Genomic DNA, 22,254 nt, shown 5'->3' with positions numbered 1-22,254 from the left:
GTCTCAAAATCGTGTAGGACCGTTCGCAGGGACTTGTCCGCTAATCTTTCGAAGGGACTCAGGTAGCGCCAGAGATGCCCTTGGGAAGACGCTGATCGATGACCTGATACAGAGCACTACTCTCGGGCCAATTACGCATGAACCGCGCCCGATCCCGCGCATACGCAGGTGCGAAGCTGGCGAGCGAGCCGTGCTGGCACATCGAATCCAGATCGATCAGCGCCCAACGATCCTGCTGCCAGAACAGATTGTGGCCCTTGAAGTCGCCGTGACTGATGCGCTCGCGAATCAATTCGGCGAACAGGTGATCAAGCGCCAGCAACTCCGCTTCAGGCGCATCGCCGCTATCGATGTATGGCGCGAAACGCTCGATGATGTCTGGCCCCGCTAGATGCTCGGTGATCAGGTAGGCACGGCTGCGCAGCCAGAGAAAACGCTTCTCCAGCACCGCCAGCGGCTTGGGCGTGGCGATGCCGAGAAATGCCAGGCGATTGCCCTCGCGCCAGGAGTGCCAGGCACGGCTCGGGCGCCAGAAGCGCTTGAGCCAGTGGGCGAATCCCTTGATGTTGTAGCGCTTGATCACCAGCGTACGACCGTCCACTTCGACCTTGCCGACGCTCGCCGCGCCGCCCGTCTTGTACAGATACCCCTGATCCAGCAAGGCGTCGGCCTGAGCCAATACCGGCAGCATCGCTGCTTCTTCCTCGCGACGAATCGCCCACAAGCCGAACGCGCCGCGCTGGACGCTGAACAGCGTGCACTCGCGACCGATCTTGATCAGGAAGTCCTTGAGGCGCCAGCTGCGAACCTTGTCGACCTGCTTCTGCAGCGCCTCCATGGGCAGGGCATGCTCGCCATTGCTCAGCAGGTAGTACACCAGCAATTCTTCGGTGAACGGTTCCAGCGACTTGGGCAACTGGGCGAAAAACACCCCGAGGTTTTCCAGGACCTTCTGCCGAGAGAGTGGCTGGCCCGCCGTTTCGCTGCAGATCCCCGCGCCATCGATCAAGTACAGTCGATTGCCCTGGCGCAGCAGGTTGTCCAGGTGCAGGTCTTCCTGCCACAAACCCTTGCGATGCATCTGACCGATCGCGCCCAAGGCTTGCGCCAGTACGGCCGACTGCTCATCGGCCAGCACCGGCAGGCCTTCCACCTGTTGCCAGGCATCACCCAGGCTCTGGGCACCTTCAAGGAATTCAAACAGCAGCCAACCACCCTCGCCGTCCTTCAGGCCGTCAGCCAACAGCAATGGCGTGGTCAGGCCTTGGGCGGCGAGCAATCGCACGCCGTCCAGTTCGCGCTGGAAATGCCGCGCCGCCTTGCTGCCAACCAGCAACTTGGCCAGCACTGGCCGACCGCGCCAGACACCGGCACCGACATAACGCTGCCCGGGCAACACCCGCAACAGGGTCAGCAATTGCAACTGCGCCGGCCCGGCCGCGTCGGCCAGTGAAAGGCTTAGTGGCAGGTTCGGGTGACGGCCAGCGTTTTTCAGCTCGGACAAACGCATCAGCGCTTCTCCTTATGGCTGCGCCGCGCAGTCAGGCGCGTCAGCCAGCTATCGATCAGCGTGCTGTCCTGTGGCTGATCGAGATAGGCGGCCAGCAAAATGCGCAGCTGCGCCTCGCTCCATTCCGGCGCCCGACGCAGCAGCGGCTCCAGATCCTTGACCCGATCCCGCTGACCGAACAGGAGCGGCCGGGTCTTTTCCAGATCGATCAGTTGCGCCTGGTAGCCGTCACCGGTGGCGCACAGAAAAATATGCTTGGGGTAAAAACAGCCATGCACCTGACGCTTGCCGTGCAGGCGCTGCGCCAGTTTTCCGCAGGCTTGAAGTATCGCGACATGTTGCGCCTCGCCGAGATCCGACCAGCGCTGCAGCAGCGAGTCCAGGTCATCCCAGCCGTCCAGGGCGCGCGTCAGGAGAATCGCCCGGACTTCGCCGTCGACCTTGCGCTCACCGAAGAACGCCGCTTTCAGTGCCGGTATACCGAGCTTTTCGTAGCGGCTGATGTTACGAAACTCACGAGCAAAACTCGGTTCGCCAAAAGGTGCATGCAAGGTGTACATCTGGTAGTTGCTCTGACGCTTGAGGTAGAAACCCTGACCCTCCAGATCCAGCCTGAACACGCTGCTCCAGCCACCACGCACGGTGTTGGGTTCGTCCACGGCATCGAGTTGCCGGGCCCAGAGCGCATCGAAAGTGCCGAGGCCATGGCGCTCAAGCAGCGCACGGTCTTCAGCGGCCAGAAAATCAGTCATTCGCGTCCCTCGAAAAATCTCACCACGTGCCGGATGCGCTTTTTATCGGCGGCATTGAGCCGGCTACATTGGCGGTATTGCAGGTAAAAGCGCAGGCGCTGGGTAGCCGACAGTTGATACTTGGCGACTTTGTCCAGGCAGGCCAGGTCCTTGGTGATTCGGTATTTGAGCCAGAAACCGCTCCAGAAATCACCATTTGGGCAGTCGATCAGGAACAGCCGGGCCTGATCGTCAACCAGCAGGTTGCGCCACTTCAAATCGTTATGGGTAAAGCGATGCTCGTGCATCGTGCGGGTGTAACTGGCCAGTTGCCGACTGATGCAGTCGACCCAGGCGCGGTCCGCCAGTTTGGCATCGTGCCGCTCGGCCAGTGCATACAAATCTTCTGTACGTGGCAGTTCGCGCGTGATCATCGCCCCACGATCATAGGCCGCACCGCGACGCTCCAGCCCCCAGGCCACCACTTCGGCAGTGGGAATCCCCCACTTGGCGAAGCGCTTGAGGTTCTGCCACTCCATTTTCACGCGCGGCTTGCCCAGGTAGCGGCGCAAGCCTTTGCCAGCGCCCACGTAGCGCTTGACGTAATAGTTGACGCCATTGCGCTGGACGCGAATGACCTCCGACAGCAGATCGCGGGTCAGGCGCTCGCCTTGCAGCGCGAACACCGCATCGAGACTGCCGAAGTCTTCTGCCAGGTCGCTGTAAGCAGGCTCCAGTGTCCACCCCGCCATCAGAGCGCGTCTCCGTATCGCTGTTTACGCTCGTAAAGCTTGTTGGCCTTGCCTTCGAGCCAGCTCAGCAGCCCGGCTTCTTCGCTCAAGACCTGTCGCAGAGGCTGCTGGAAATAGCCTTTGAGGAAGCGCAGCTTGTCGCGCCGGGTCAGGCCGATATCCAGGGCGGAAAAATACAGCGCCGCCAGATCCTTGTTACGCCAGCGCGCGTTGATCGCCGGGCGGGTCTGGGCGCGGTGCAGGTCGATCACCGAGAGTTTGAAATCGTCCGCGGTCACCGGCTTGTCGGTGTGCAGCAGGAAGTGGCAGATATAACAGTCACGATGGTTGACCCCGGCACGGTGCATCATGCCGGTCATGCGCGCCACTTCAGCGATCAGCGCACGCTTGAGCCTGGGCTCGGGCGGCTGCTTGATCCAGTTGATACTGTAATCCTCAAGGCTGACCGTCGGTGCCAGTTCTTCGGTGACGATGAACGAATGCTGGTCCGCCGGATTGCTGCCCTTCTCGCCATAAGCGACGGCGGTCATGGTTGGCACGCCGACTTCCTGCAGGCGTTGTATGGCCTTCCACTCCTGGCCGGCCCCCAGGACCGGCAGCTTGGCGGTGAGCAGGTTCTTGAAGATCTCGCCCCAGCCGATGCCGCGGTGGATCTTCACGAAGAACCCGTTTCCATTCACCTCGGTACGCAGGGTTCGGCGAGCTTCGAGCTCACGGTACACCTCGCCCTGCAAGCCCTCGACTTCGGCGAACGGGTCGCGTCCGGCCCAGAGGCTCTTGAACGGTTCAGCCAGCATCAACTTCATTTAAGCGTGCTCCGCCAGAATCACATCGGCCGCGTGCTGCGGCATGCTGTAGAGGTCGGCCGTCTCGGCGAAGGCCACACCGTTGCGACTCCAGGCCGCCCTTGCTTGAGCGTCGTTCAACATACCGGTCAGGTACTGGGTCAGCTGGGCTTGATCGAACGGCTCGTCCAGCACCAGGCCGGCATCGGCCTCGGCGATGTAATGGGCGTACCCGCATACCGCAGTCACCAGCACCGGCAACCCGGCCACCAGCGCTTCGAGCAGCACGGTACCGGTATTTTCGTTGTAGGCCGGGTGGATCAACAGATCGGCGCCCAACAGGAAACGCGGAATATCGCTGCGGCCCTTGAGGAACGTCACGTTGTCGCCGAGCCCCAGCGTGGCGCTCTGCATCTGGAATAACTTGGGGTCGTCCTGGCCAATTACAAACAGCCGGGTGCGTTTCTTCAGATCAGCGGGTAACGCGGCCAAGGCCTTGAGGCTGCGATCCACGCCCTTGGTCTTGAACCCGGAGCCGATCTGCACCAGCAGCAAGTCATTGTCCTGCAGATTGAATTCGGCGCGGAACCCGGCACGAATTTCGTCCGCATCCGCCGGCCGACGACGATCCTGGGCAATGCCTGGCGGCAGCAGGTGGAAGCGCTCCAGCGGCGTGCCGTAATGCTTGATGAACAGCGGTTGCTGGACCTCGGAAATCATCAGCACTTCAGTCTTGGCATCCTTGGCGAACACCGCGCGCTCGTACTCGGCAAAATGGCGGTAGCGCCCCCAGCGCCGGTACAGCGAATTACGCAGGTTCTGCGCCTTGTCTTCGAAACAGCCGTCCGCGGCGTAGTAGACATCCAGGCCCGGCATCTTGTTGAAGCCGATCAAGCGATCCACCGGGCGCTTGGCCAGGTCGGCTTCCATCCACTCGCTGAGCTTTTCGTTGCGCCGATGGTTGAAGAATGCCTTGACCGGCGCCACCAGCACTTCGAAACCCGGCGGTACCTCGCCTTCCCAGATCAGCGTGTAGACGCGGATCTGGTGGCCGCGCTTCTGGCACTCCAGGGCGATGCGCATGAAATCGCGCTGCAGGCCACCAAAGGGAAAGTATTTGTACAGGACGAATGCCAATTGCATCAGCGCAGCTCCTCAGCCAGTAATAACGTGCTCAGTCGGCTCGCGACACGCTCGGGATTCAGACGCGTGAAGCACAATGGCCACTCGCGTTTCAGGTCAAACCGACTGGCATCTTCGGCCGTCGGTTGATAAGTGCATTTCTTTTGCAGGCACGGCGCGCAAGGGAAGTCGCTGGCCAGGTGAATCTGCGACTTGCCGTAGGCCCCGGTCAGGCCCGGGTTGGTCGGGCCAAACAGCGACAGTGTCGGCACATCGAGGGCTGCGGCCAGATGACCGAGGCCGGTGTCCACCGCCACGCAGGCTTGCGCGCCGGCCAGCACCTTGCCGACCCCCGCCAGATTCAGCTTGGGCAGTACCTCGGCGTGCTTGAAGCCGGCAGCGATGCGCTCGGCACGGGCCTTCTCCGCGGCGTTGCCCCACGGCAGCTTCACGCCCACGCCGAGATAACCGACCCGTTCGGTCAGCTCGCGCCAGTAGGCTTCGGGCCAGTGCTTGGTGTCCCAGGTGGTGCCATGCAGGAACACCACGTACGGATTCTTGCGCGGCAGTTCCACCAGGCGTTCGACGCTCAGGCCGTAGTCGCCCAGCCCCTTGGGCAAGTCATAGCCCAGGGCGATGGCGAACAGCTGGCGCACCCGCTCTACCGCATGCTGGCCACGGGCAACCGCCAAGCGCCGGTTATAGAAACGCGCGGCGACGGGCTCGCGTGCCGAACTTTTATCAAGTCCGGCCACCGGGGCTTTCACATACCGGGTCAGCAAAGCGCTTTTGAGCAGGCCCTGGGCATCGATGACCAGATCGTATTTCGTGGCGCGAAGGCTTTGTTTGAAGCGCTTCCACTCGCCACTCTTGATGGTCTGCCAGAGGTTCTTGCGCCAGCGACGGATCGCCACCGGAATCACCTTGCCCACCGCCGGGTGCCAGGTCGGAATTTCGGCGAAGCCTTCCTCCACCACCCAGTCGAACGTGATGCCGGGGATGGCCCGTGAGGCGTCGGTCAGCGCCGGCAGCGCATGAATCACGTCGCCCAGCGATGAAGTCTTGATCAGCAGTACCCGCAAACTATTTGACCTCGACCACAGTGCCCTGCAAACGCTCCAAGGCGTCGTTCACCGCCTGCGGCATCAGCTGGCGCAGGCAGTTGTAATGGCCGAAACGGCATGTGCGGTCGAAGCATGGGCTGCATTCGATGCCCAGGCGCACGATCTCGACATGTTCGGCCAAGGGTGGCGTGAAGCCCGGCGACGTCGAGCCGTAGACGGCCACCAACGGGCGGTTCAGAGCGGCGGCGACGTGCATCAGGCCGGAGTCGTTGGACACCACCGAATCGGCGCAGGAGAGCAAATCGATGGCCTCGGCCAACGAGGTGCCGCCGCTGAGGTTCACCGACTCTTCACGCAAGCCGGGAATCAGCCGCGAACGGATGTCTTCACCCACGGCGTGATCGTTTTTCGAACCGAACAGCCAGACCTGCCAGCCCTCGCGAATCTTCGTTTCGGCCACCTTGGCGTAATGCTCGGACGGCCAGCGCTTGGACTCGCCGAACTCGGCACCGGGGCACAGGGCCAACACCGGGCGATCAAGGGCCAGGCCAAACTTGGCCAAGGCTGCCTCGCGCGTCACCGGGTCGATTCGCAGGCTCGGGCGCGGGTAAGGCGTGGGCAGTTCAACGCCAGGCTCGTAGGCCAGGGCCATGAAGCGCTCGATCATCAACGGGTAACGTTCTTTATCCAGCGTGCGCACGTCGTTGAGCAGGCCGTAGCGGAACTCGCCACGCCAACCGGTGCGCTTGGGAATGCCGGCAAAGAACGGCACCAGGGCCGACTTCAGGGAATTGGGCAACAGGATCGCCTGGTCGTACTGGCCAGCCAGGGATTTGCCGATACGCCGACGCGTCGCCAGCTCCAGTGCGCCGTGGCCGAGCGGGAAGCTCAAGGCCTGGCGAACTTCGGGCATGCGCTCAAGAATCGGCCGGCTCCACTCGGGGGCCAGCACGTCGATTTCGCATTGCGGGTGGCGTTGCTTGAGACACTGAAACAGTGTCTGCGCCATCACCATGTCACCGACCCAACTGGGCCCAACGATCAGAATTTTCATGTGGTTTCCATAAACGAACCGGGGAGGCTTATGCCTCCCCGCCTCGAGAATTTCTGCAGGGGCATGCATGCTTGCGATGGGTCATTACCTTCAACATTACTGTCGACTGTCACTCCGCTATCGCGAGCAGGCTCGCTCCTACATTGGGTCTTGGTGTACATCGATCCGCCGAAAAGCGCAGATCTATTGTGGGAGCGAGCCTGCTCGCGAAGGGGCCATTTCTTCCAACAGTGATGTTGGCTGACATTCCGCCTTCGCGAGCAGGCTCGCTCCCACAATGAGTGCCGGATGTTTCAACTATTCCGTTCAGCCTAGCCCCAACTCACGCCAGATCCGCATGACCTGTCGCCGTTCGTCCGCGAACTGGTCGCCCGGAATCACCCCGGCATTCTTCTGCAAGGCCTGCCGGTGGGCGGCGGAGCGGTAAGCTTTATAGGCTTCACGCAACAGGCTGGCGTCCTCTACGGGCATCAACCCCGCTTTCTCCAGCTCCTCCAGAATGCGGATGTTGTCCGTCCAGCGCAGCAGTGGCGGATGTGTTTCGGACCAGGCCAGAGCCGCGTATTGCACCATAAATTCAATATCGACGATACCTCCGGCGTCCTGCTTGAGGTCGAAGGGCGCCGTGGCGTCGAAGGCATTTGCCCCGGTGCCGGCCGCCGTACTCTTGCTGCCCAGGTTGTCGCGCATCTTGGCGCGCATCTCGCTGACTTCCTGGCGCAGGGTCGGCAGGTCGCGGGCCTTGCCCAGGATCGCCGCGCGAACCTGCTCGAACGCCCGGCCGACATCCTCGCTGCCGACCAACACCCGCGCCCTCACCAACGCCTGATGTTCCCAGGTCCAGGCTTCATTTTCCTGATAGCGGGCAAATGCCCCCAGCGAACTCACCAGCAACCCCGAGGCACCGGACGGCCGCAGGCGCATGTCGACTTCATAGAGCTGGCCGGAGTTGGTCTGCGCCGTCAGCAAGTGAATGATCCGCTGCCCCAGCCGGGTGAAAAACTGCGCGCCGTCGATCGACTTCGGCCCGTCGGTTTCCGCCTGTGGATCGCCATCATGGATGAACACCAGGTCCAGATCCGAACCATGCCCCAATTCCAGGCCACCGACTTTCCCATAACCGACAATGATGAAGCCGGGATCGCACAAGGTGCCGTCGGTGCGCAGCGGCGTACCGTACTTGGCGACCGTTTGCCGCCAGGCCAGGGCCAGCACTTGCTCCAGAATCGCTTCGGCGAGCCAGGTCAGGTAATCACTGACTTTCATCAACGGCAGGCTGCCAGCGATTTCCGAAGCGGCGACCCGCAGGCGGTGCGCCAGCTTGAAATGGCGCAAGGCTTCCATTTGCTGCTCGAGGTCGTCCTCGGGAATCCGGGTCAGGCGCTCGCGCAACTCGGCGGCCAGCTCTGGCGCCAACGGCGGCTTGAACAGCCGGCCTTCGTTGAGCAACTCATCGAGCAGCAGCGGAAAGCGGGTGATCTGTTCGGCGATCCAGGGACTGGCCGCGCACAAGGTCAGCAAGCGTCGCAAGGCACCGGGGTTTTCGGTCAGGAGCACCAGATAGGCAGATCGACGCGCCACGGCTTCAACCAGTGGCAACACCCGCTCCAGCACCAGATCCGGATTGGCATGCTCTACGGCTTGAGCCAGCAAGCGCGGAATAAAAGCATCGAGACGTTCGCGCCCCAGACGCTGCATGGCGCGCAATTGCGGGCTGCCACGCAGGCTAGCCAGGGCTTTCAGGGCTTTGGTGGCATCGGCGAAACCGCCTTCTTGCAACTGTCGGCAGGCCGCTTCTTCATCTTGAGCCTCTTCCCACAGCGGCAGCCATTCACCACCGACCACCACTTCGCTTTCGGCGCCCTGCTCCTCGTCAGGATCAGCGATCACCTGAGCGAAGTGCCAGGCCACGCGGCCGCGCCAGTACATCAGGCGCTCATGAAACGCCGGCCAATCGGCGAAGCCCAGCATGAAGGCAATGCGCGCCTGGTCCTGAGCGCCGTCGGGCAGCATTTGCGTCTGGCGATCGGCAATCGCCTGGATCGCGTGCTCGGTGTAGCGCAGGAATTCGTAGCCTTCGCGCAGTTCACTGATCACCGCTGGCGGCAAATAACCCTGACCTTCCAGCGTGCCCAGCACTTTTAATAATGGACGCTGTTGCAGGCTCAGGTCGCGACCGCCATGAATCAGCTGGAAGGCCTGGGCGATAAACTCCACCTCACGGATTCCGCCGGAGCCAAGCTTGATGTTGTCGGCCATGCCCTTGCGCCGCACTTCCTGCTGGATCAGCTGCTTCATGGTGCGCAGCGCTTCGATGGCCGAGAAGTCCAGATAACGCCGGTAAACGAACGGTCGCAGCATGTCCTGCAGTTGCGCACCGGCCACTTGGTCGCCGGCGACCACGCGTGACTTGATCATCGCGTAGCGCTCCCAGTCGCGACCCTGGTCCTGGTAGTACTGCTCCAGCGCGTTGAAACTCAACACCAGCGCACCCGACGAGCCGTAAGGGCGCAGGCGCATGTCGACGCGAAACACGAAACCGTCGACGGTCATCGGGTCCAGGGCCTTGATCAGGCGCTGGCCGAGACGAATGAAAAATTCCTGGTTATCCAGCGGGCGCTTGACCCCGACGGTTTCGCCACCTTCGGGGTAGGCAAAGATCAGGTCGATGTCCGACGACAGATTGAGTTCCACCGCTCCCAGCTTGCCCATGCCGAGGACAACCATCTGCTGCGGCTCGCCGCTGCGCCGGCCGGTCGGCACGCCGAACTGCTGGCAATGCCGGGTGTACAGCCACTGATAGGCCAGGTCGATGCTGGCATCGGCCATGTCCGAGAGGTCGCGGCAGGTCTGGACCAGATCAGCCTGGCGGGTCAGGTCGCGCCAGATGATTCGCACCTGGTGGCGCGCGCGCTGGCGGCGCAAGGCACGAGCGAGTTGATCGTCCGTTTCGGCGGCGTCCACGGTGGCGGCAATTTGCGCGCGCATCTCACCGGGGGCGAGGCTGCGGTCGAGTTCGCCGGACTGCACCAGCGCCAGCAACAGCAGTGGGTCGCGCACACTTTGTTCGATGACAAAGTCGCTGGCTGCGGTGACACGGGCAAATTGCGCCCAGCGTTCAGCGGTCCAGGTGGACAGCCCGTGGTCGTCGTCCAACGCGCTGACGGCAGCACGGAACGACTGCTCGGCGCGGGTGACCAACGGCAACAGTATGGCAGGCAGGTCGGCAAGCGGAGGCAGGCTCATGGTCTATCCTTGATCGGCGTGTAACGGGCTGCATGTAGTGAATCTCGCAAACCCACTACCTGAAGGAGTGTCGAACAAAAGTTAGAAATAGCTGAAAATTCTTTTTTATTGGCAGCCAACATCAAGCTTCCACCTTTTTCGGTTGGTAAAAGACCAACCTTAACGATTATTCTCACAACGCAGCCGGGGGCCACAAGCCGCTCATCTGTAGTTTTACTACTCGTATATACATTAGCAAGGCTGAAATGCCGGATGATTTGTAGTAAAACTACACACCGCCGGAACAACCTATCGGCAATCCAAGAATTCATAACGTCTGCCCACAAGGCCAGTCGCTAACTCAGGCAACCGATTCTGGTAGCCTTTCCGCCCTGGAGCAAGCCATGCAAGACCTCGATCCCGTCGAAACCCAGGAATGGCTGGACGCCCTGGAATCGGTTCTCGACAAAGAAGGCGAAGACCGTGCTCACTATCTGATGACCCGTATGGGTGAACTCGCGACCCGCAGTGGTTCGCAGTTGCCTTACGCCATCACTACGCCTTACCGCAACACCATCCCGGTAACCCACGAAGCACGCATGCCTGGCGACCTGTTCATGGAACGCCGCATTCGCTCGCTGGTGCGCTGGAACGCGATGGCCATGGTAATGCGTACGAACCTGAAAGATTCTGACCTCGGCGGTCACATCTCCAGCTTCGCTTCCAGCGCGACCCTGTATGACATCGGCTTCAACTACTTCTTCCAGGCCCCGACCGACGAACACGGCGGCGACCTGATCTACTTCCAGGGCCACACCTCGCCAGGCGTCTACGCCCGTGCGTTCATGGAAGGCCGCATCACCGAAGACCAGATGAACAACTTCCGCCAGGAAGTCGACGGTCAGGGCCTGTCGTCCTACCCGCACCCTTGGCTGATGCCTGACTTCTGGCAGTTCCCGACCGTATCCATGGGTCTGGGTCCGATCCAGGCGATCTACCAGGCACGCTTCATGAAGTACCTGGAACACCGCGGCTTCATCCAGCCAGGCAAACAGAAAGTCTGGTGCTTCCTGGGCGACGGCGAGTGCGACGAGCCGGAATCCCTGGGCGCCATCTCCCTGGCCGGCCGCGAGAAGCTCGACAACCTGATCTTCGTCATCAACTGCAACCTGCAGCGCCTCGACGGCCCGGTTCGCGGCAACGGCAAGATCATCCAGGAACTCGAAGGCGTGTTCCGCGGTGCTCAGTGGAACGTGACCAAAGTCATCTGGGGCCGTTTCTGGGACCCACTGCTGGCCAAGGACGTCGACGGTATCCTGCAACGCCGCATGGACGAAGTCATCGACGGCGAGTACCAGAACTACAAAGCCAAAGACGGCGCGTTCGTGCGTGAACACTTCTTCAACACGCCGGAACTCAAGGCGATGGTTGCCGATCTGTCCGACGACGAGATCTGGAAGCTCAACCGTGGCGGCCACGACCCGTACAAGGTCTACGCGGCGTACCACGAAGCGGTCAACCACAAAGAGCAACCGACCGTCATCCTGGCCAAGACCATCAAGGGTTATGGCACCGGTGCCGGCGAAGCGAAAAACACTGCGCACAACACCAAGAAAGTCGACGTCGACAGCCTGAAGTTGTTCCGCGATCGTTTCGACATCCCGGTCAAGGACGAAGAGCTGGAAAACCTGCCGTTCTTCAAACCGGAAGAAGGCAGCGCCGAAGCCCGTTACCTGGCCGAGCGTCGCAATGCGCTGGGTGGTTTCGTACCACAGCGTCGCGCTCAAAGCTTCAACATCCCGACGCCACCGCTGGACACCCTCAAGGCGATCCTCGACGGCTCGGGCGACCGTGAAATCTCCACCACCATGGCCTTCGTGCGGATCCTCGCGCAGCTGGTCAAGGACAAGGAAATCGGCCCGCGCATCGTCCCGATCATCCCGGACGAAGCCCGTACCTTCGGTATGGAAGGCATGTTCCGTCAGTTGGGCATCTACTCCTCCGTCGGCCAGCTCTACGAGCCAGTCGATAAAGACCAGGTGATGTTCTACAAGGAAGACCAGAAGGGCCAGATCCTCGAAGAGGGCATCAACGAAGCGGGCGCCATGAGCTCCTTCATCGCTGCCGGTACTTCGTACTCCAGCCACAACCAGCCAATGCTGCCGTTCTACATCTTCTACTCGATGTTCGGCTTCCAGCGTATCGGCGACCTTGCCTGGGCCGCTGGCGACAGCCGTACCCGTGGCTTCCTGATCGGCGGTACCGCCGGCCGTACCACCCTCAACGGTGAAGGCCTGCAACACGAAGACGGTCACAGCCACCTGCTGGCTGCCACCATCCCGAACTGCCGCACCTATGATCCAACCTACGGCTACGAGCTGGCGGTGATCATCCAGGACGGCATGAAGAAGATGACCGAAGAGCAACAGGACGTCTTCTACTACATCACCGTTATGAACGAGTCCTACCAACAGCCAGCCATGCCGGCCGGTGCCGAAGAAGGCATCAAGAAAGGCATGTACCTGCTCGAGGAAGACAACCGCGAAGCGGCGCACCACGTTCAGCTGATGGGCTCCGGCACCATCCTGCGTGAAGTCCGTGAAGCAGCGAAGATCCTGCGTGAAGAGTTCAACGTCGGCGCCGACGTGTGGAGCGTTACCAGCTTCAACGAACTGCGTCGCGACGGCCTGGCCGTTGAACGCACCAACCGTCTGCACCCTGGCCAGAAGCCTAAGCTGAGCTATGTGGAAGAGTGCCTGAACGGCCGTAAAGGTCCGGTCATTGCCTCTACCGACTACATGAAACTGTTCGCCGAGCAGATCCGTCAGTGGGTACCGTCCAAGGAATTCAAAGTCCTGGGCACCGACGGTTTCGGCCGCAGCGACAGCCGCAAGAAACTGCGTCATTTCTTCGAAGTTGACCGTCATTTCGTGGTGTTGGCAGCCCTGGAAGCACTGGCTGACCGTGGTGACATCGAACCTAAGGTCGTGGCTGAAGCCATCGCCAAGTTCGGTATCAACCCGGAAAAACGCAACCCACTGGACTGCTGAGGAGAGATTCTGTGAGCGAACTCATTCGCGTACCTGACATCGGCAGCGGTGAAGGTGAAGTAATTGAACTGTTTGTGAAGGTCGGCGACCGTATCGAAGCCGACCAGAGCATCCTGACGCTGGAATCGGACAAGGCGAGCATGGAAGTGCCTGCGCCGAAGGCCGGTATCATCAAGAGCCTGAAAGTGAAGCTGGGCGATCGCCTGAAAGAAGGCGACGAACTGCTGGAGCTGGAAGTCGAAGGTGCCGCTGCCGCGGCTCCTGCGGCTGCTGCGCCAGCCGCCAAGGCTGAAGCCAAACCGGCTGCGGCTCCTGCCGCCGCCGCTCCTGCTGCTGCGCCTGCTGCCGCTTCGGTTCAGCAAGTGCACGTGCCGGACATCGGCTCGTCGGGCAAGGCCCAGATCATCGAGATCCAGGTCAAGGTCGGCGACACCGTCGAGGCTGATCAGTCGCTGATCACCCTGGAATCCGACAAGGCGAGCATGGAAATCCCTTCGCCTGCCGCTGGCGTGGTCAAGGCCATCAGCGTCAAGCTCAACGACGAAGTCGGTACTGGCGACCTGATCCTGGACCTGGAAGTAGCAGGTGCCGCTGCACCTGCCGCCGCTCCGGCCCAGGCAGCAGCGCCTGCACCCGCTGCTGCGCCTGCTCCGGCAGCTGCTCCAGCGGCTCCAGTTGCCGACAGCGTTCAGGACATCCACGTTCCGGACATCGGTTCGGCGGGCAAGGCCAAGATCATCGAAGTGCTGGTCAAGGCCGGCGACAGCGTTGAAGCCGACCAGTCGCTGATTACCCTGGAATCCGACAAGGCGAGCATGGAAATCCCATCGCCTGCCGCTGGCGTGGTGGAAAGCGTTTCCATCAAGCTGGACGACGAAGTCGGTACTGGCGACCTGATCCTCAAGCTGAAAGTCAAAGGCGCGGCACCTGCTGCTGCCCCGGCACCGGCTGCCGCCGCTGCGAGCGCTCCGGCGCCAGCCGCCGCTGCTCCTGCTGCCGCCGCACCTGCTGCTGCCGCACCGGTTGCTGCTCCAGCCAAGCCTGGCGCCAAGGTTCACGCAGGCCCGGCAGTACGCCAACTGGCTCGTGAATTCGGTGTCGAGCTGAGCGCGGTCGGCGCCAGCGGTCCGCACGGTCGCATCCTGAAGGAAGACGTGCAGGTTTACGTCAAGGCCATGATGCAGAAGGCCAAGGAAGCACCGGCCGCTGCTGCTGGCGCAACCGGTGGCGCGGGCATCCCGCCGATTCCGGTCGTAGACTTCAGCCGCTTCGGTGAAATCGAAGAAGTGCCGATGACTCGCCTGATGCAGGTCGGCGCCGCCAACCTGCATCGCAGCTGGTTGAACGTGCCGCACGTGACGCAATTCGACTCGGCGGATATCACCGAGCTGGAAGCGTTCCGTAACGCGCAGAAAGCTGTTGCAGAGAAGGCCGGCGTCAAGCTGACCATCCTGCCGTTGCTGCTCAAGTCCTGCGCACACCTGCTCAAGGAACTGCCGGACTTCAACAGCTCGCTGGCGCCAAGCGGCAAAGCGATCATCCGCAAGAAATACGTGAACATCGGCTTCGCTGTCGACACTCCGGATGGCCTGCTGGTACCGGTCATCAAGAACGTCGACCAGAAGAGCCTGCTGCAACTGGCCGCCGAGGCCGCTTCCCTGGCTGAAAAAGCCCGGACCAAGAAGCTCTCGTCGGACGAGATGCAAGGCGCCTGCTTCACCATTTCCAGCCTCGGCCACATTGGCGGCACCGGCTTCACGCCGATCGTCAACGCGCCGGAAGTGGCGATCCTCGGTGTTTCCAAGGCAACCATCCAGCCAGTCTGGGACGGCAAAGCCTTCCAGCCGAAACTGATGCTGCCACTGTCGCTGTCCTACGATCACCGTGTGATCAACGGCGCTGCTGCTGCACGCTTCACCAAGCGTTTGAGCGATCTGCTGGCGGACATCCGCACCATCCTGCTGTAACACCGGCCGGCCCTCCTTCGCGGGAGGGCCTGTCGCGTTTCACGTTTTCCGAGCGCCACGCTCGTACCTCAACCCCGCCAATTTGGCGGGGCTTTTTTTGCCCGCCGTTTTAACCTCGACAGATAATTTCCTACATTTGTGGCTGATATCCCCCACAAGTCGAGTCCATTTCCGCCCGGTATTTTTCAAGGCCAAATAACTAGCCTGCCTGTAAGGCCATTTAAAGCCGATTGATTAAACACCGAATGGATTCGAATATGTTCAAACCAACTGTCGGGCCAATTATTGGCCACACCACAACTAACCATGCACGTATTTTTTTGCGTGGAGAACCAAGTAAAGATACCCATGCATTCGCCGGTATTCGCTATCGGCGACTTGGAGATGAACACTGGTCAAACGGAATTTTCGCTGAGCTCGAGAAAGCCCGCGACATGTCCGCCGTCCTGGTTCTCAACGACTTGGCGGCTGACACCGTGCATGAATATCAAGCAGGCTGGTTCAGCGCGACGCAGCCTGTGCGCTCTGCCGAGGCAATGCGGGAACTGCCCTTGAAATGGCCAGGGAAGATCCATAGCCTGCGTACCCGCTCGAACAAAACCGGGGAGCCTAGAGCCTATGTCGTGGGCTCTTGCCGCTATCTACGGCTCACAGCAGGCATTGCCGCCGAACCGCATCTGGGTGACAGGATGTTCGCGACAATAACAACACTGGCCGAGCAGGCCGACCCACCTGTCAGCGCCATGCTGATGACTGGGGACCAGATCTACGTCGATGATCTGAACCTCATCGCCCCGGACCGCGAACTCAAGGATATTCTTCTCAAGTATCGCGTGGCCTTTTCCCAGCCAAACATTGCAAAGTTAATGTCGACCCTGCCAACCTACATGATCCTCGATGATCATGAGATCGAAGACAATTGGCCGGCCAACAAAAACAAGTCCGACGATTTTCTGTATGCCAATGCAATAAATGCCTATGAGGTGTACCAGGCCAGCCATGGCCCGGCACACGAACTCTGCGTCGATGGACAAATCGACAGGAAGCTGGACAAGTACTGGTACCTGTTCACCGACGGCGATATCGAGTGGTTCGTTACCGATAGCCGGACCCGACGCAATCTTGCCGCCAAAGACCGGCGCATCCTCGATATCGAGCAGGAGCAGGCCGTGAGTGCATGGCTGATCAACAGTTCGGCCCGGGTTAAATTCGTGGTCACCAGCGTCATGTTCTACCCCGACAGCAAACGCCAGGGCGATGACGCCTGGCAGGGCTTTCCCGAACAACGACTACGGCTGCTGGAAACCATTCGTACCCACGGCGTCAGGAATGTCTTCTTCATATCCGGTGATGTCCACGGCTCCCTGACCAGTCGCTTGACCCACAGCGCAGACCCGGACTTCGAAATCCACACGATCGTCTCGTCGCCGCTGTGCAACAGCCGACTGCTGCCCTACGCCAAGGCCTCCACCTTCATCCTCGATCAGCCCTTGGCCCGCACGGCTGCTGGCGATTATCGACACGAACTGACGAGCGAGGTGATCAGCCAGGACAACTTCGCACACCTGATTGTCGATTCCGAACAGGTCCAGGTGCGTTATCACGATCGGGAGGGCAACCTGCTGCAATCGATCAATATAAAATTGCGTGAGCAAATAGCATGACTTTTTGCATTTAACTGGAGAAATCTTCACTGCTGCCGACATATTCTTATAGCACTTGGCCTTCATGTCTCTTGTCAGTCAGTGTCGCAATGATGCAACCTTGCCGCAGGCAACAGTAAAGAGGGCGAGAGCCCGGCGCGATCAGCATATTCGAAGCGAGTTCCCCCCCATGAAAAGCCAACCCGATGCCGCCAGCCGTATGGTGGCCGAGGTAGTGACGCAGTTGCCTGTGCCCTCGCGGCTCGGCATGCTGCGTTTCGAACGGCTGAACGAACCAAGCTGGGCACTGCTGTTTCTCGATCCCAATTGCGAGCGCCAGTTCGGCCTGCCGGCCGTGGAACTGTGCGCCCTGGTTGGCTCACCCTACGCCAGCCTGATGGAACCGCAAGCACGCTATGAGCTGCATGATGCGATTCAGGCGCAGTTGAGCGAGAGCACCCATTATCTGATCCGCTACACCCTGCACACAGCCTCCGGCTCACTGAGCCTGCTGGAACTGGGCGAAGCCTATAAACAGCACAATCGACACCTGTTGCGCGGCTACCTGTTGGTCGTCGACGGCCTGTTCGAGGATGACCCGCTGCTGCCGGCGCTGGATCTCGAAACCCAGAACTCGCGCCTGCAAATCGCCCTGGAGCTCAATCAGCGTGCCCAGCAGGAACAACTGCAGCATCTGGACCGGGTGCGTGCCCAGCAGGACCTGATCCTGCTGCTGACTCGCCAGCGCTACAGCAGCAACAACTCCCTGCAAGAAGCCGCCGAACTGATCACGCGCAGCGCCTGCGAGATTTACCAGATCGACTGCGCCAGCCTGTGGCACCTGGAAGGCTCGACGCTGGTGCCCATCTCGGCCTACCACCGCTCAACCCAGGAACACCTGCTGCCGGCACCGATCGACGCCAGCGTGTTTCCCGATTATCTCGATGCCCTGCATACCGGCCGCGCCATCGATGCCCACAACGCCATGCGCGACCCGCGCACCCGGGAAATGGCCGAAAGCCTGCGCCCGCGTGATGTTAACGCAATGCTAGATGCCAGCATTCGCGTCGACGGCCAGGTGGTCGGCGTGTTGTGCCTGGAACAAACCGGGGCGACCCGCGCCTGGCAGCAGGACGAGATCGCCTTCGCCGGCGAGCTGGCGGATCAGTTCGCCCAGGTCATCAGCAATCACAATCGACGCACCGCCACCAGCGCCCTGCATCTGTTCCAGCGGGCGGTCGAGCAAAGCGCCAACGCCTTTTTGCTGGTCAATTGCGATGGCATCGTGGAGTACGTCAACCCCAGCTTCACGGCGATCACCCAGTACACCACCGAAGAAGTCCACGGCCAGAGCCTGGCGCAACTGCCGGCGCTGGAGAACCTCAGTGAACTGCTTTTCGACGCCCCCTCCGCACTGGCCAAGAGCAACAGTTGGCAGGGCGAGTTCAAGAGCCGTCGCAAAAACCTCGAACCCTACTGGGGCCAACTGTCGATATCCAAGGTCTATGGCGACAACCGCGAGTTGACCCATTACATCGGCATCTACGAAGACATCACGCAGACCAAGCTCGCCCAGCAACGCATCGAGCGCCTGGCCTACACCGACAACCTGACCAACCTCGGCAACCGCCCAGCCTTCATCCGCAACCTCGATGAACGCTTCGCCCGCGACAGCGACGCGCCGATCAGCCTGTTGCTGGTGGACATCGACAACTTCAAGCGGATCAACGACAGCCTCGGCCACCAGACCGGCGACAAGCTGCTGATCAGCCTGGCCCGGCGCCTGCGCAACAGCCTCAACCCGGGTGGCAGCCTGGCGCGGTTTGCCAGCAACGAGTTCGCGGTGTTGCTGGACAACACAGGCCTTGAACTCGGGCAGCAGGTTGCCAACCAGTTGCTCACGACCCTCGACAAACCGATGTTCGTCGACAACCAACTGATCAGCGTGACCGGCTCGGTCGGCCTGGCCTGCGCCCCCTTGCATGGGCGCGACCCGCAGACCCTGATGCGTAACGCCGGGCTGGCCCTGCACAAGGCCAAGGCCAATGGCAAACATCAGGTGCAGGTCTTCACCGAAGCCCTGAACGCCGAGGCCAGCTACAAGCTGTTCGTCGAGAACAACCTGCGCCGCGCCCTGACCCAGAACGAACTGGACGTGTTCTACCAACCCAAGCTCTGCCTGCGCAGCGGGCGTTTGCTGGGGATGGAAGCGCTGCTGCGCTGGAATCACCCGGAAAAAGGCATGATCCGCCCGGACCAGTTCATCAGTGTCGCGGAAGAAACCGGACTGATCATTCCGATCGGCAAATGGATCGCGCGCCAGGCCTGCCGCATGAGCAAAGCACTGACCGCCGCCGGCCTGGGCAACCTGCAGGTGGCGATCAACCTGTCACCCAAGCAGTTCTCCGACCCGGACCTGGTGGCGTCCATCGCCAACATCCTCAAGGAGGAAGCGTTGCCCGCGCGCCTGCTGGAGCTGGAACTGACCGAAGGCCTGCTGCTGGAAGCCACCGAAGACACTCATCTACAGCTCGACCAACTCAAGCGCCTGGGCCTGACCCTGGCGATGGACGACTTCGGCACCGGTTACTCGTCGCTCAGCTACTTGAAAAAATTCCCCATCGACATCATCAAGATTGATCGAAGCTTCATTCACGAAATCCCGGATAACCAGGACGACATGGAAATCACCTCCGCGGTGATCGCCATGGCCCACAACCTGAAACTCAAGGTCGTGGCTGAAGGCATCGAGACGGCCGAGCAACTGGCCTTCCTGCGCCGCCACCGTTGCGACGTTGGCCAGGGCTACCTGTTCGACCAACCGATCCCGGGCCTCGATCTGATCGACAAGCTCAAACGCTACCCGCGCGGCCCGATCGCTTTGTAGGAGCGAGCTTGCTCGCGAAGAGGGCCTTACATTCAGCACTGATTTCTACTGAGCCAACGCTTTCGCGAGCAGGCTCGCTCCCACCTGGATAGTGCTTATATGACGGGTATTGGGCACACTGGCAGTCTGTTTATTTACATCCCTACCTGACTGAGAGGACTGACGATGGTTCTGCGCTCGGAAATTCTGGTGAACAAAAACGTGCTCCCTACTAAAGAACAAGCTTTGCCTGGCCGCGAAACCCCAATGACCGTGCCAGAAAAACACTTCGTCCACGACGCCCCGCTGCTGGGCCCATTCTCGATGGACGTGGATTTCGCGATCTTCGGCCTCGGCTGCTTCTGGGGCGCGGAACGCAGGTTCTGGCAGCGCGAAGGCGTGGTCAGCACCGCCGTGGGTTACGCTGGCGGCTTCACGCCGAACCCGACTTACGAAGAAGTCTGCTCTGGCCTGACCGGCCACAGCGAAGTCGTGCTGGTGGTCTACGAGCCGGCAAAGGTCAGCTACGAAGCGCTGCTGAAGATGTTCTGGGAACTGCACAACCCGACCCAGGGCATGCGCCAGGGCAATGACCTGGGCACCCAGTACCGCTCGGTGATCTACGCCACCAACCCGTCCCAACTGGAAGCCGCGAAAAAAAGCGCGCAGGTGTTCCAGGTCGAACTGACCAAGGCCGGCAAGGGCATCATCACCACCGAAATCGACGAAGCGCCGACGTTCTTCTTCGCCGAGGCGTACCACCAGCAGTACCTGGCGAAAAATCCGGAAGGCTACTGCGGGATCGGCGGTACCGGCGTGACCTGCCCTATCTGACCACTGCCCGATCGTTCCCACGCTCTGCGTGGGGATGCAGCCCGGGACGCTCCGCGTCCCAAAAGCGTGACGCAGCGCGTCACATGAGGCATTCCCACGCAGAGCGTGGGAACGATCATCGCCTCATTCGGCAATCAACCAATCCATCCGCCACCCACCCTGGGTCTGCCCAAGCTTCTCGGACAACCACGGCAGCAACTCACGCAACTCTTCCTCCAGCCCCCACGGCGGATTGGCAATGGCCAGACCGGAGCCGTTCAGGCTGTTCGGCGTATCCAGCGGATGCACCAGCAACTCGACCCGCAACAACTTCGGCGCACCGGTACCGGCCAGATCCTGATAGAAACGACGCAACGCACGCTGATCCTTAACCGGGTACCAGATCGCCGCCACGGTCTGGCGCATCCGCCCAACCGCCTCTTTCAAGGACGCCGCGCAGCGCTGCATCTCGTCCAGCTTCTCGAATGGCGGATCAATCAACATCACCGCACGCTTCTCCGGTACCGGCAGCAACGCCCGCGGCACATGCCAGCCTTCGCCAAGATGCACCTTGACCCGACGATCACCGGCCATGTTGTCCTTGAGCAGCAAGCCGTCTTCCGGGTGCTTCTCGTTGAGCAATACGCGGTCCTGCGGGCGAGTCAGACGCCGCGCCAACTCCGGCGACCCCGGGTAATAGCGCAACTGGCCATCCGGGTTCATCTCGTGCAGCACCTGCATGTAATCAGCGGTCAGGATCGGCAGATCCGGCTGATCCCACAACCGCGCAATGCCTTCCAGATACTCACCGGTCCGGCTGGCCTGATCGCCCTGAAGGTCGTACAGGCCAATGCCGGCGTGCGTATCGAGATAGGCAAACGGCTGCTCCTTGCGCGACATCAGGGCGATGAGGCGGGTCAAGGTCAGGTGTTTGAACACATCGGCGTGATTGCCGGCATGGAAGGCGTGGCGATAATTCATGGTTGCTCCTGCGAAGGCCGGCAAGTTTACCTTTTACTGGGCGGCAAGTCAGGAGCTCGCGGCTGAGTGGCGAACCCGCCCCGCTTCCTACTGTAAGGCTTTCGAGGTATTTGTAAGTCGCAAGCCGTTATCTGCGATATTCTTTTCCAAAAAAGAATATCGAAATAAAATACAAAACCCAACCGGCGTAAAAGCAATTTTTTATTATTTTTTTAAGTACTTCTTCATTGGGATCACGAAGATAATTGGAAATAATTAAAGATAGAAAACTAACTGAAAATAATATCAAAGAAAACGCTGGCACCAGAGCTCCAAGCCCTGAAAATTCTACCCGCCAATCCCGAGTCCGAGCGCCGCCGGGCAACACAAGATGCTGATGTGAGATCGCATAAATTGAAAGTGCTAAAAAAAGCAAAGAAGTGCCACCAAGCAGTAGTTTCAATCGTAGTGGCGCCTCCTTCAAAATATTGAAATTTCCTGCATCGTATATTTTAAGCCTGCATGAAAGATAACGCCCTCCTTCTATTCGCGACGACCCATCTTCATCCAACTCTCCACATTTTTTGCACTGTTTTACTCTAGGCTTCATTTATTCACGATCCATCTATTCATATAGAGGGGTTGCACAGACCTTGCGCGTCATCGCAGTACTTCAGGGTGTCGCGCTGACTCGTAAGTGCTGGCACGGTGC

15 protein-coding genes are annotated in these 22,254 nt (G+C 60.6%); 5 read left to right on the top strand and 10 right to left on the bottom strand.

The genetic code is table 11. The annotated features are described in order from the left end of the window. Positions 1-58 precede the first annotated feature (58 nt). The 8 genes from HFK74_RS13785 to glnE all read right to left on the bottom strand — a co-directional run bounded on the left by HFK74_RS13785 (position 59) and on the right by glnE (position 10,264). Positions 59-1,510 carry a lipopolysaccharide kinase InaA family protein gene (locus tag HFK74_RS13785; RefSeq protein ID WP_180203979.1) on the bottom strand — a complete coding sequence of 484 codons (1,452 nt, stop codon included), beginning with the start codon at positions 1,508-1,510 and terminating at the stop codon, positions 59-61. Then, positions 1,510-2,262: a lipopolysaccharide kinase InaA family protein gene (locus HFK74_RS13780; protein WP_180203978.1), complete on the bottom strand. Its 753-nt coding sequence runs from the start codon at positions 2,260-2,262 to the stop codon at positions 1,510-1,512. Before HFK74_RS13780 ends, HFK74_RS13785 begins: the two co-directional genes overlap by 1 nt. After that, the gene (locus HFK74_RS13775) at positions 2,259-2,993 is read right to left on the bottom strand and encodes a lipopolysaccharide kinase InaA family protein (protein WP_180203977.1); all 735 of its coding nucleotides are present in this window, start codon (positions 2,991-2,993) and stop codon (positions 2,259-2,261) included. Before HFK74_RS13775 ends, HFK74_RS13780 begins: the two co-directional genes overlap by 4 nt. Continuing rightward, positions 2,993-3,799 carry a lipopolysaccharide core heptose(I) kinase RfaP gene (gene rfaP / locus HFK74_RS13770; protein WP_180203976.1) on the bottom strand — a complete coding sequence of 269 codons (807 nt, stop codon included), beginning with the start codon at positions 3,797-3,799 and terminating at the stop codon, positions 2,993-2,995. The genes HFK74_RS13775 and rfaP overlap by 1 nt, the downstream gene beginning before the upstream one ends. After that, a complete protein-coding gene (locus HFK74_RS13765; protein ID WP_180203975.1) occupies positions 3,800-4,921 on the bottom strand; it encodes a glycosyltransferase family 4 protein in 1,122 nt (373 codons plus the stop codon). It abuts the gene before it with no gap. Further along, entirely contained in the window at positions 4,921-5,982 is a 1,062-nt protein-coding gene (gene waaC, locus HFK74_RS13760; protein WP_180203974.1) for a lipopolysaccharide heptosyltransferase I, read from the bottom strand. Before waaC ends, HFK74_RS13765 begins: the two co-directional genes overlap by 1 nt. 1 nt (position 5,983) lies before the next feature. Next, complete coding sequence (gene waaF / locus HFK74_RS13755; protein ID WP_180203973.1) at positions 5,984-7,018, bottom strand: lipopolysaccharide heptosyltransferase II; 1,035 nt, start codon at positions 7,016-7,018, stop codon at positions 5,984-5,986. Between the two features lie 306 nt (positions 7,019-7,324). Beyond that, the gene (gene glnE / locus HFK74_RS13750; protein ID WP_180203972.1) at positions 7,325-10,264 is read right to left on the bottom strand and encodes a bifunctional [glutamate--ammonia ligase]-adenylyl-L-tyrosine phosphorylase/[glutamate--ammonia-ligase] adenylyltransferase; all 2,940 of its coding nucleotides are present in this window, start codon (positions 10,262-10,264) and stop codon (positions 7,325-7,327) included. Positions 10,265-10,647: 383 nt separating this feature from the next. Between glnE and aceE the strand changes: the two genes are divergently transcribed. From aceE to msrA, 5 genes are all read left to right on the top strand, one after another. Further along, a complete protein-coding gene (gene aceE, locus HFK74_RS13745; RefSeq protein ID WP_180203971.1) occupies positions 10,648-13,293 on the top strand; it encodes a pyruvate dehydrogenase (acetyl-transferring), homodimeric type in 2,646 nt (881 codons plus the stop codon). Between the two features lie 11 nt (positions 13,294-13,304). Beyond that, positions 13,305-15,260, top strand: a complete 1,956-nt coding sequence (gene aceF, locus HFK74_RS13740; protein ID WP_180203970.1) for a dihydrolipoyllysine-residue acetyltransferase — start codon at positions 13,305-13,307, stop codon at positions 15,258-15,260. A 257-nt stretch (positions 15,261-15,517) separates the two neighbouring features. After that, on the top strand, positions 15,518-16,924 hold the full coding sequence (locus tag HFK74_RS13735) for an alkaline phosphatase D family protein (RefSeq protein WP_180203969.1): 1,407 nt from the start codon (positions 15,518-15,520) through the stop codon (positions 16,922-16,924). Between the two features lie 169 nt (positions 16,925-17,093). Continuing rightward, a complete protein-coding gene (locus HFK74_RS13730; RefSeq protein ID WP_180203968.1) occupies positions 17,094-19,790 on the top strand; it encodes a bifunctional diguanylate cyclase/phosphodiesterase in 2,697 nt (898 codons plus the stop codon). A 165-nt stretch (positions 19,791-19,955) separates the two neighbouring features. Continuing rightward, positions 19,956-20,603, top strand: a complete 648-nt coding sequence (gene msrA, locus HFK74_RS13725) for a peptide-methionine (S)-S-oxide reductase MsrA (RefSeq protein ID WP_180203967.1) — start codon at positions 19,956-19,958, stop codon at positions 20,601-20,603. A 123-nt stretch (positions 20,604-20,726) separates the two neighbouring features. Here msrA and HFK74_RS13720 read toward each other — a convergent pair whose 3' ends face one another. Both HFK74_RS13720 and HFK74_RS13715 read right to left on the bottom strand, forming a co-directional pair. Beyond that, a complete protein-coding gene (locus HFK74_RS13720; protein WP_008058214.1) occupies positions 20,727-21,563 on the bottom strand; it encodes a 23S rRNA (adenine(2030)-N(6))-methyltransferase RlmJ in 837 nt (278 codons plus the stop codon). A gap of 127 nt (positions 21,564-21,690) precedes the next feature. Continuing rightward, on the bottom strand, positions 21,691-22,152 hold the full coding sequence (locus HFK74_RS13715) for a hypothetical protein (protein ID WP_180203966.1): 462 nt from the start codon (positions 22,150-22,152) through the stop codon (positions 21,691-21,693). Positions 22,153-22,254: the final 102 nt, after the last annotated feature.

Origin of the sequence: Pseudomonas sp. SbOxS1 (assembly GCF_013416725.1) — a bacterium.
Taxonomy (GTDB): Bacteria; Pseudomonadota; Gammaproteobacteria; order Pseudomonadales; family Pseudomonadaceae; genus Aquipseudomonas.
This window is presented reverse-complemented; position numbering and strand designations above follow the sequence as displayed.

Coding starts and splice junctions, on each gene's coding strand:
- HFK74_RS13785 (WP_180203979.1), bottom strand. CDS start 1,510: ATGCGTTTGTCCGAGCTGAAAAACGCTGGCCGTCACCCGAACCTGCCA.
- HFK74_RS13780 (WP_180203978.1), bottom strand. CDS start 2,262: ATGACTGATTTTCTGGCCGCTGAAGACCGTGCGCTGCTTGAGCGCCAT.
- HFK74_RS13775 (WP_180203977.1), bottom strand. CDS start 2,993: ATGGCGGGGTGGACACTGGAGCCTGCTTACAGCGACCTGGCAGAAGAC.
- rfaP (WP_180203976.1), bottom strand. CDS start 3,799: ATGAAGTTGATGCTGGCTGAACCGTTCAAGAGCCTCTGGGCCGGACGC.
- HFK74_RS13765 (WP_180203975.1), bottom strand. CDS start 4,921: ATGCAATTGGCATTCGTCCTGTACAAATACTTTCCCTTTGGTGGCCTG.
- waaF (WP_180203973.1), bottom strand. CDS start 7,018: ATGAAAATTCTGATCGTTGGGCCCAGTTGGGTCGGTGACATGGTGATG.
- glnE (WP_180203972.1), bottom strand. CDS start 10,264: ATGAGCCTGCCTCCGCTTGCCGACCTGCCTGCCATACTGTTGCCGTTG.
- aceE (WP_180203971.1), top strand. CDS start 10,648: ATGCAAGACCTCGATCCCGTCGAAACCCAGGAATGGCTGGACGCCCTG.
- HFK74_RS13735 (WP_180203969.1), top strand. CDS start 15,518: ATGTTCAAACCAACTGTCGGGCCAATTATTGGCCACACCACAACTAAC.
- HFK74_RS13730 (WP_180203968.1), top strand. CDS start 17,094: ATGAAAAGCCAACCCGATGCCGCCAGCCGTATGGTGGCCGAGGTAGTG.
- msrA (WP_180203967.1), top strand. CDS start 19,956: ATGGTTCTGCGCTCGGAAATTCTGGTGAACAAAAACGTGCTCCCTACT.
- HFK74_RS13720 (WP_008058214.1), bottom strand. CDS start 21,563: ATGAATTATCGCCACGCCTTCCATGCCGGCAATCACGCCGATGTGTTC.
- HFK74_RS13715 (WP_180203966.1), bottom strand. CDS start 22,152: ATGAAGCCTAGAGTAAAACAGTGCAAAAAATGTGGAGAGTTGGATGAA.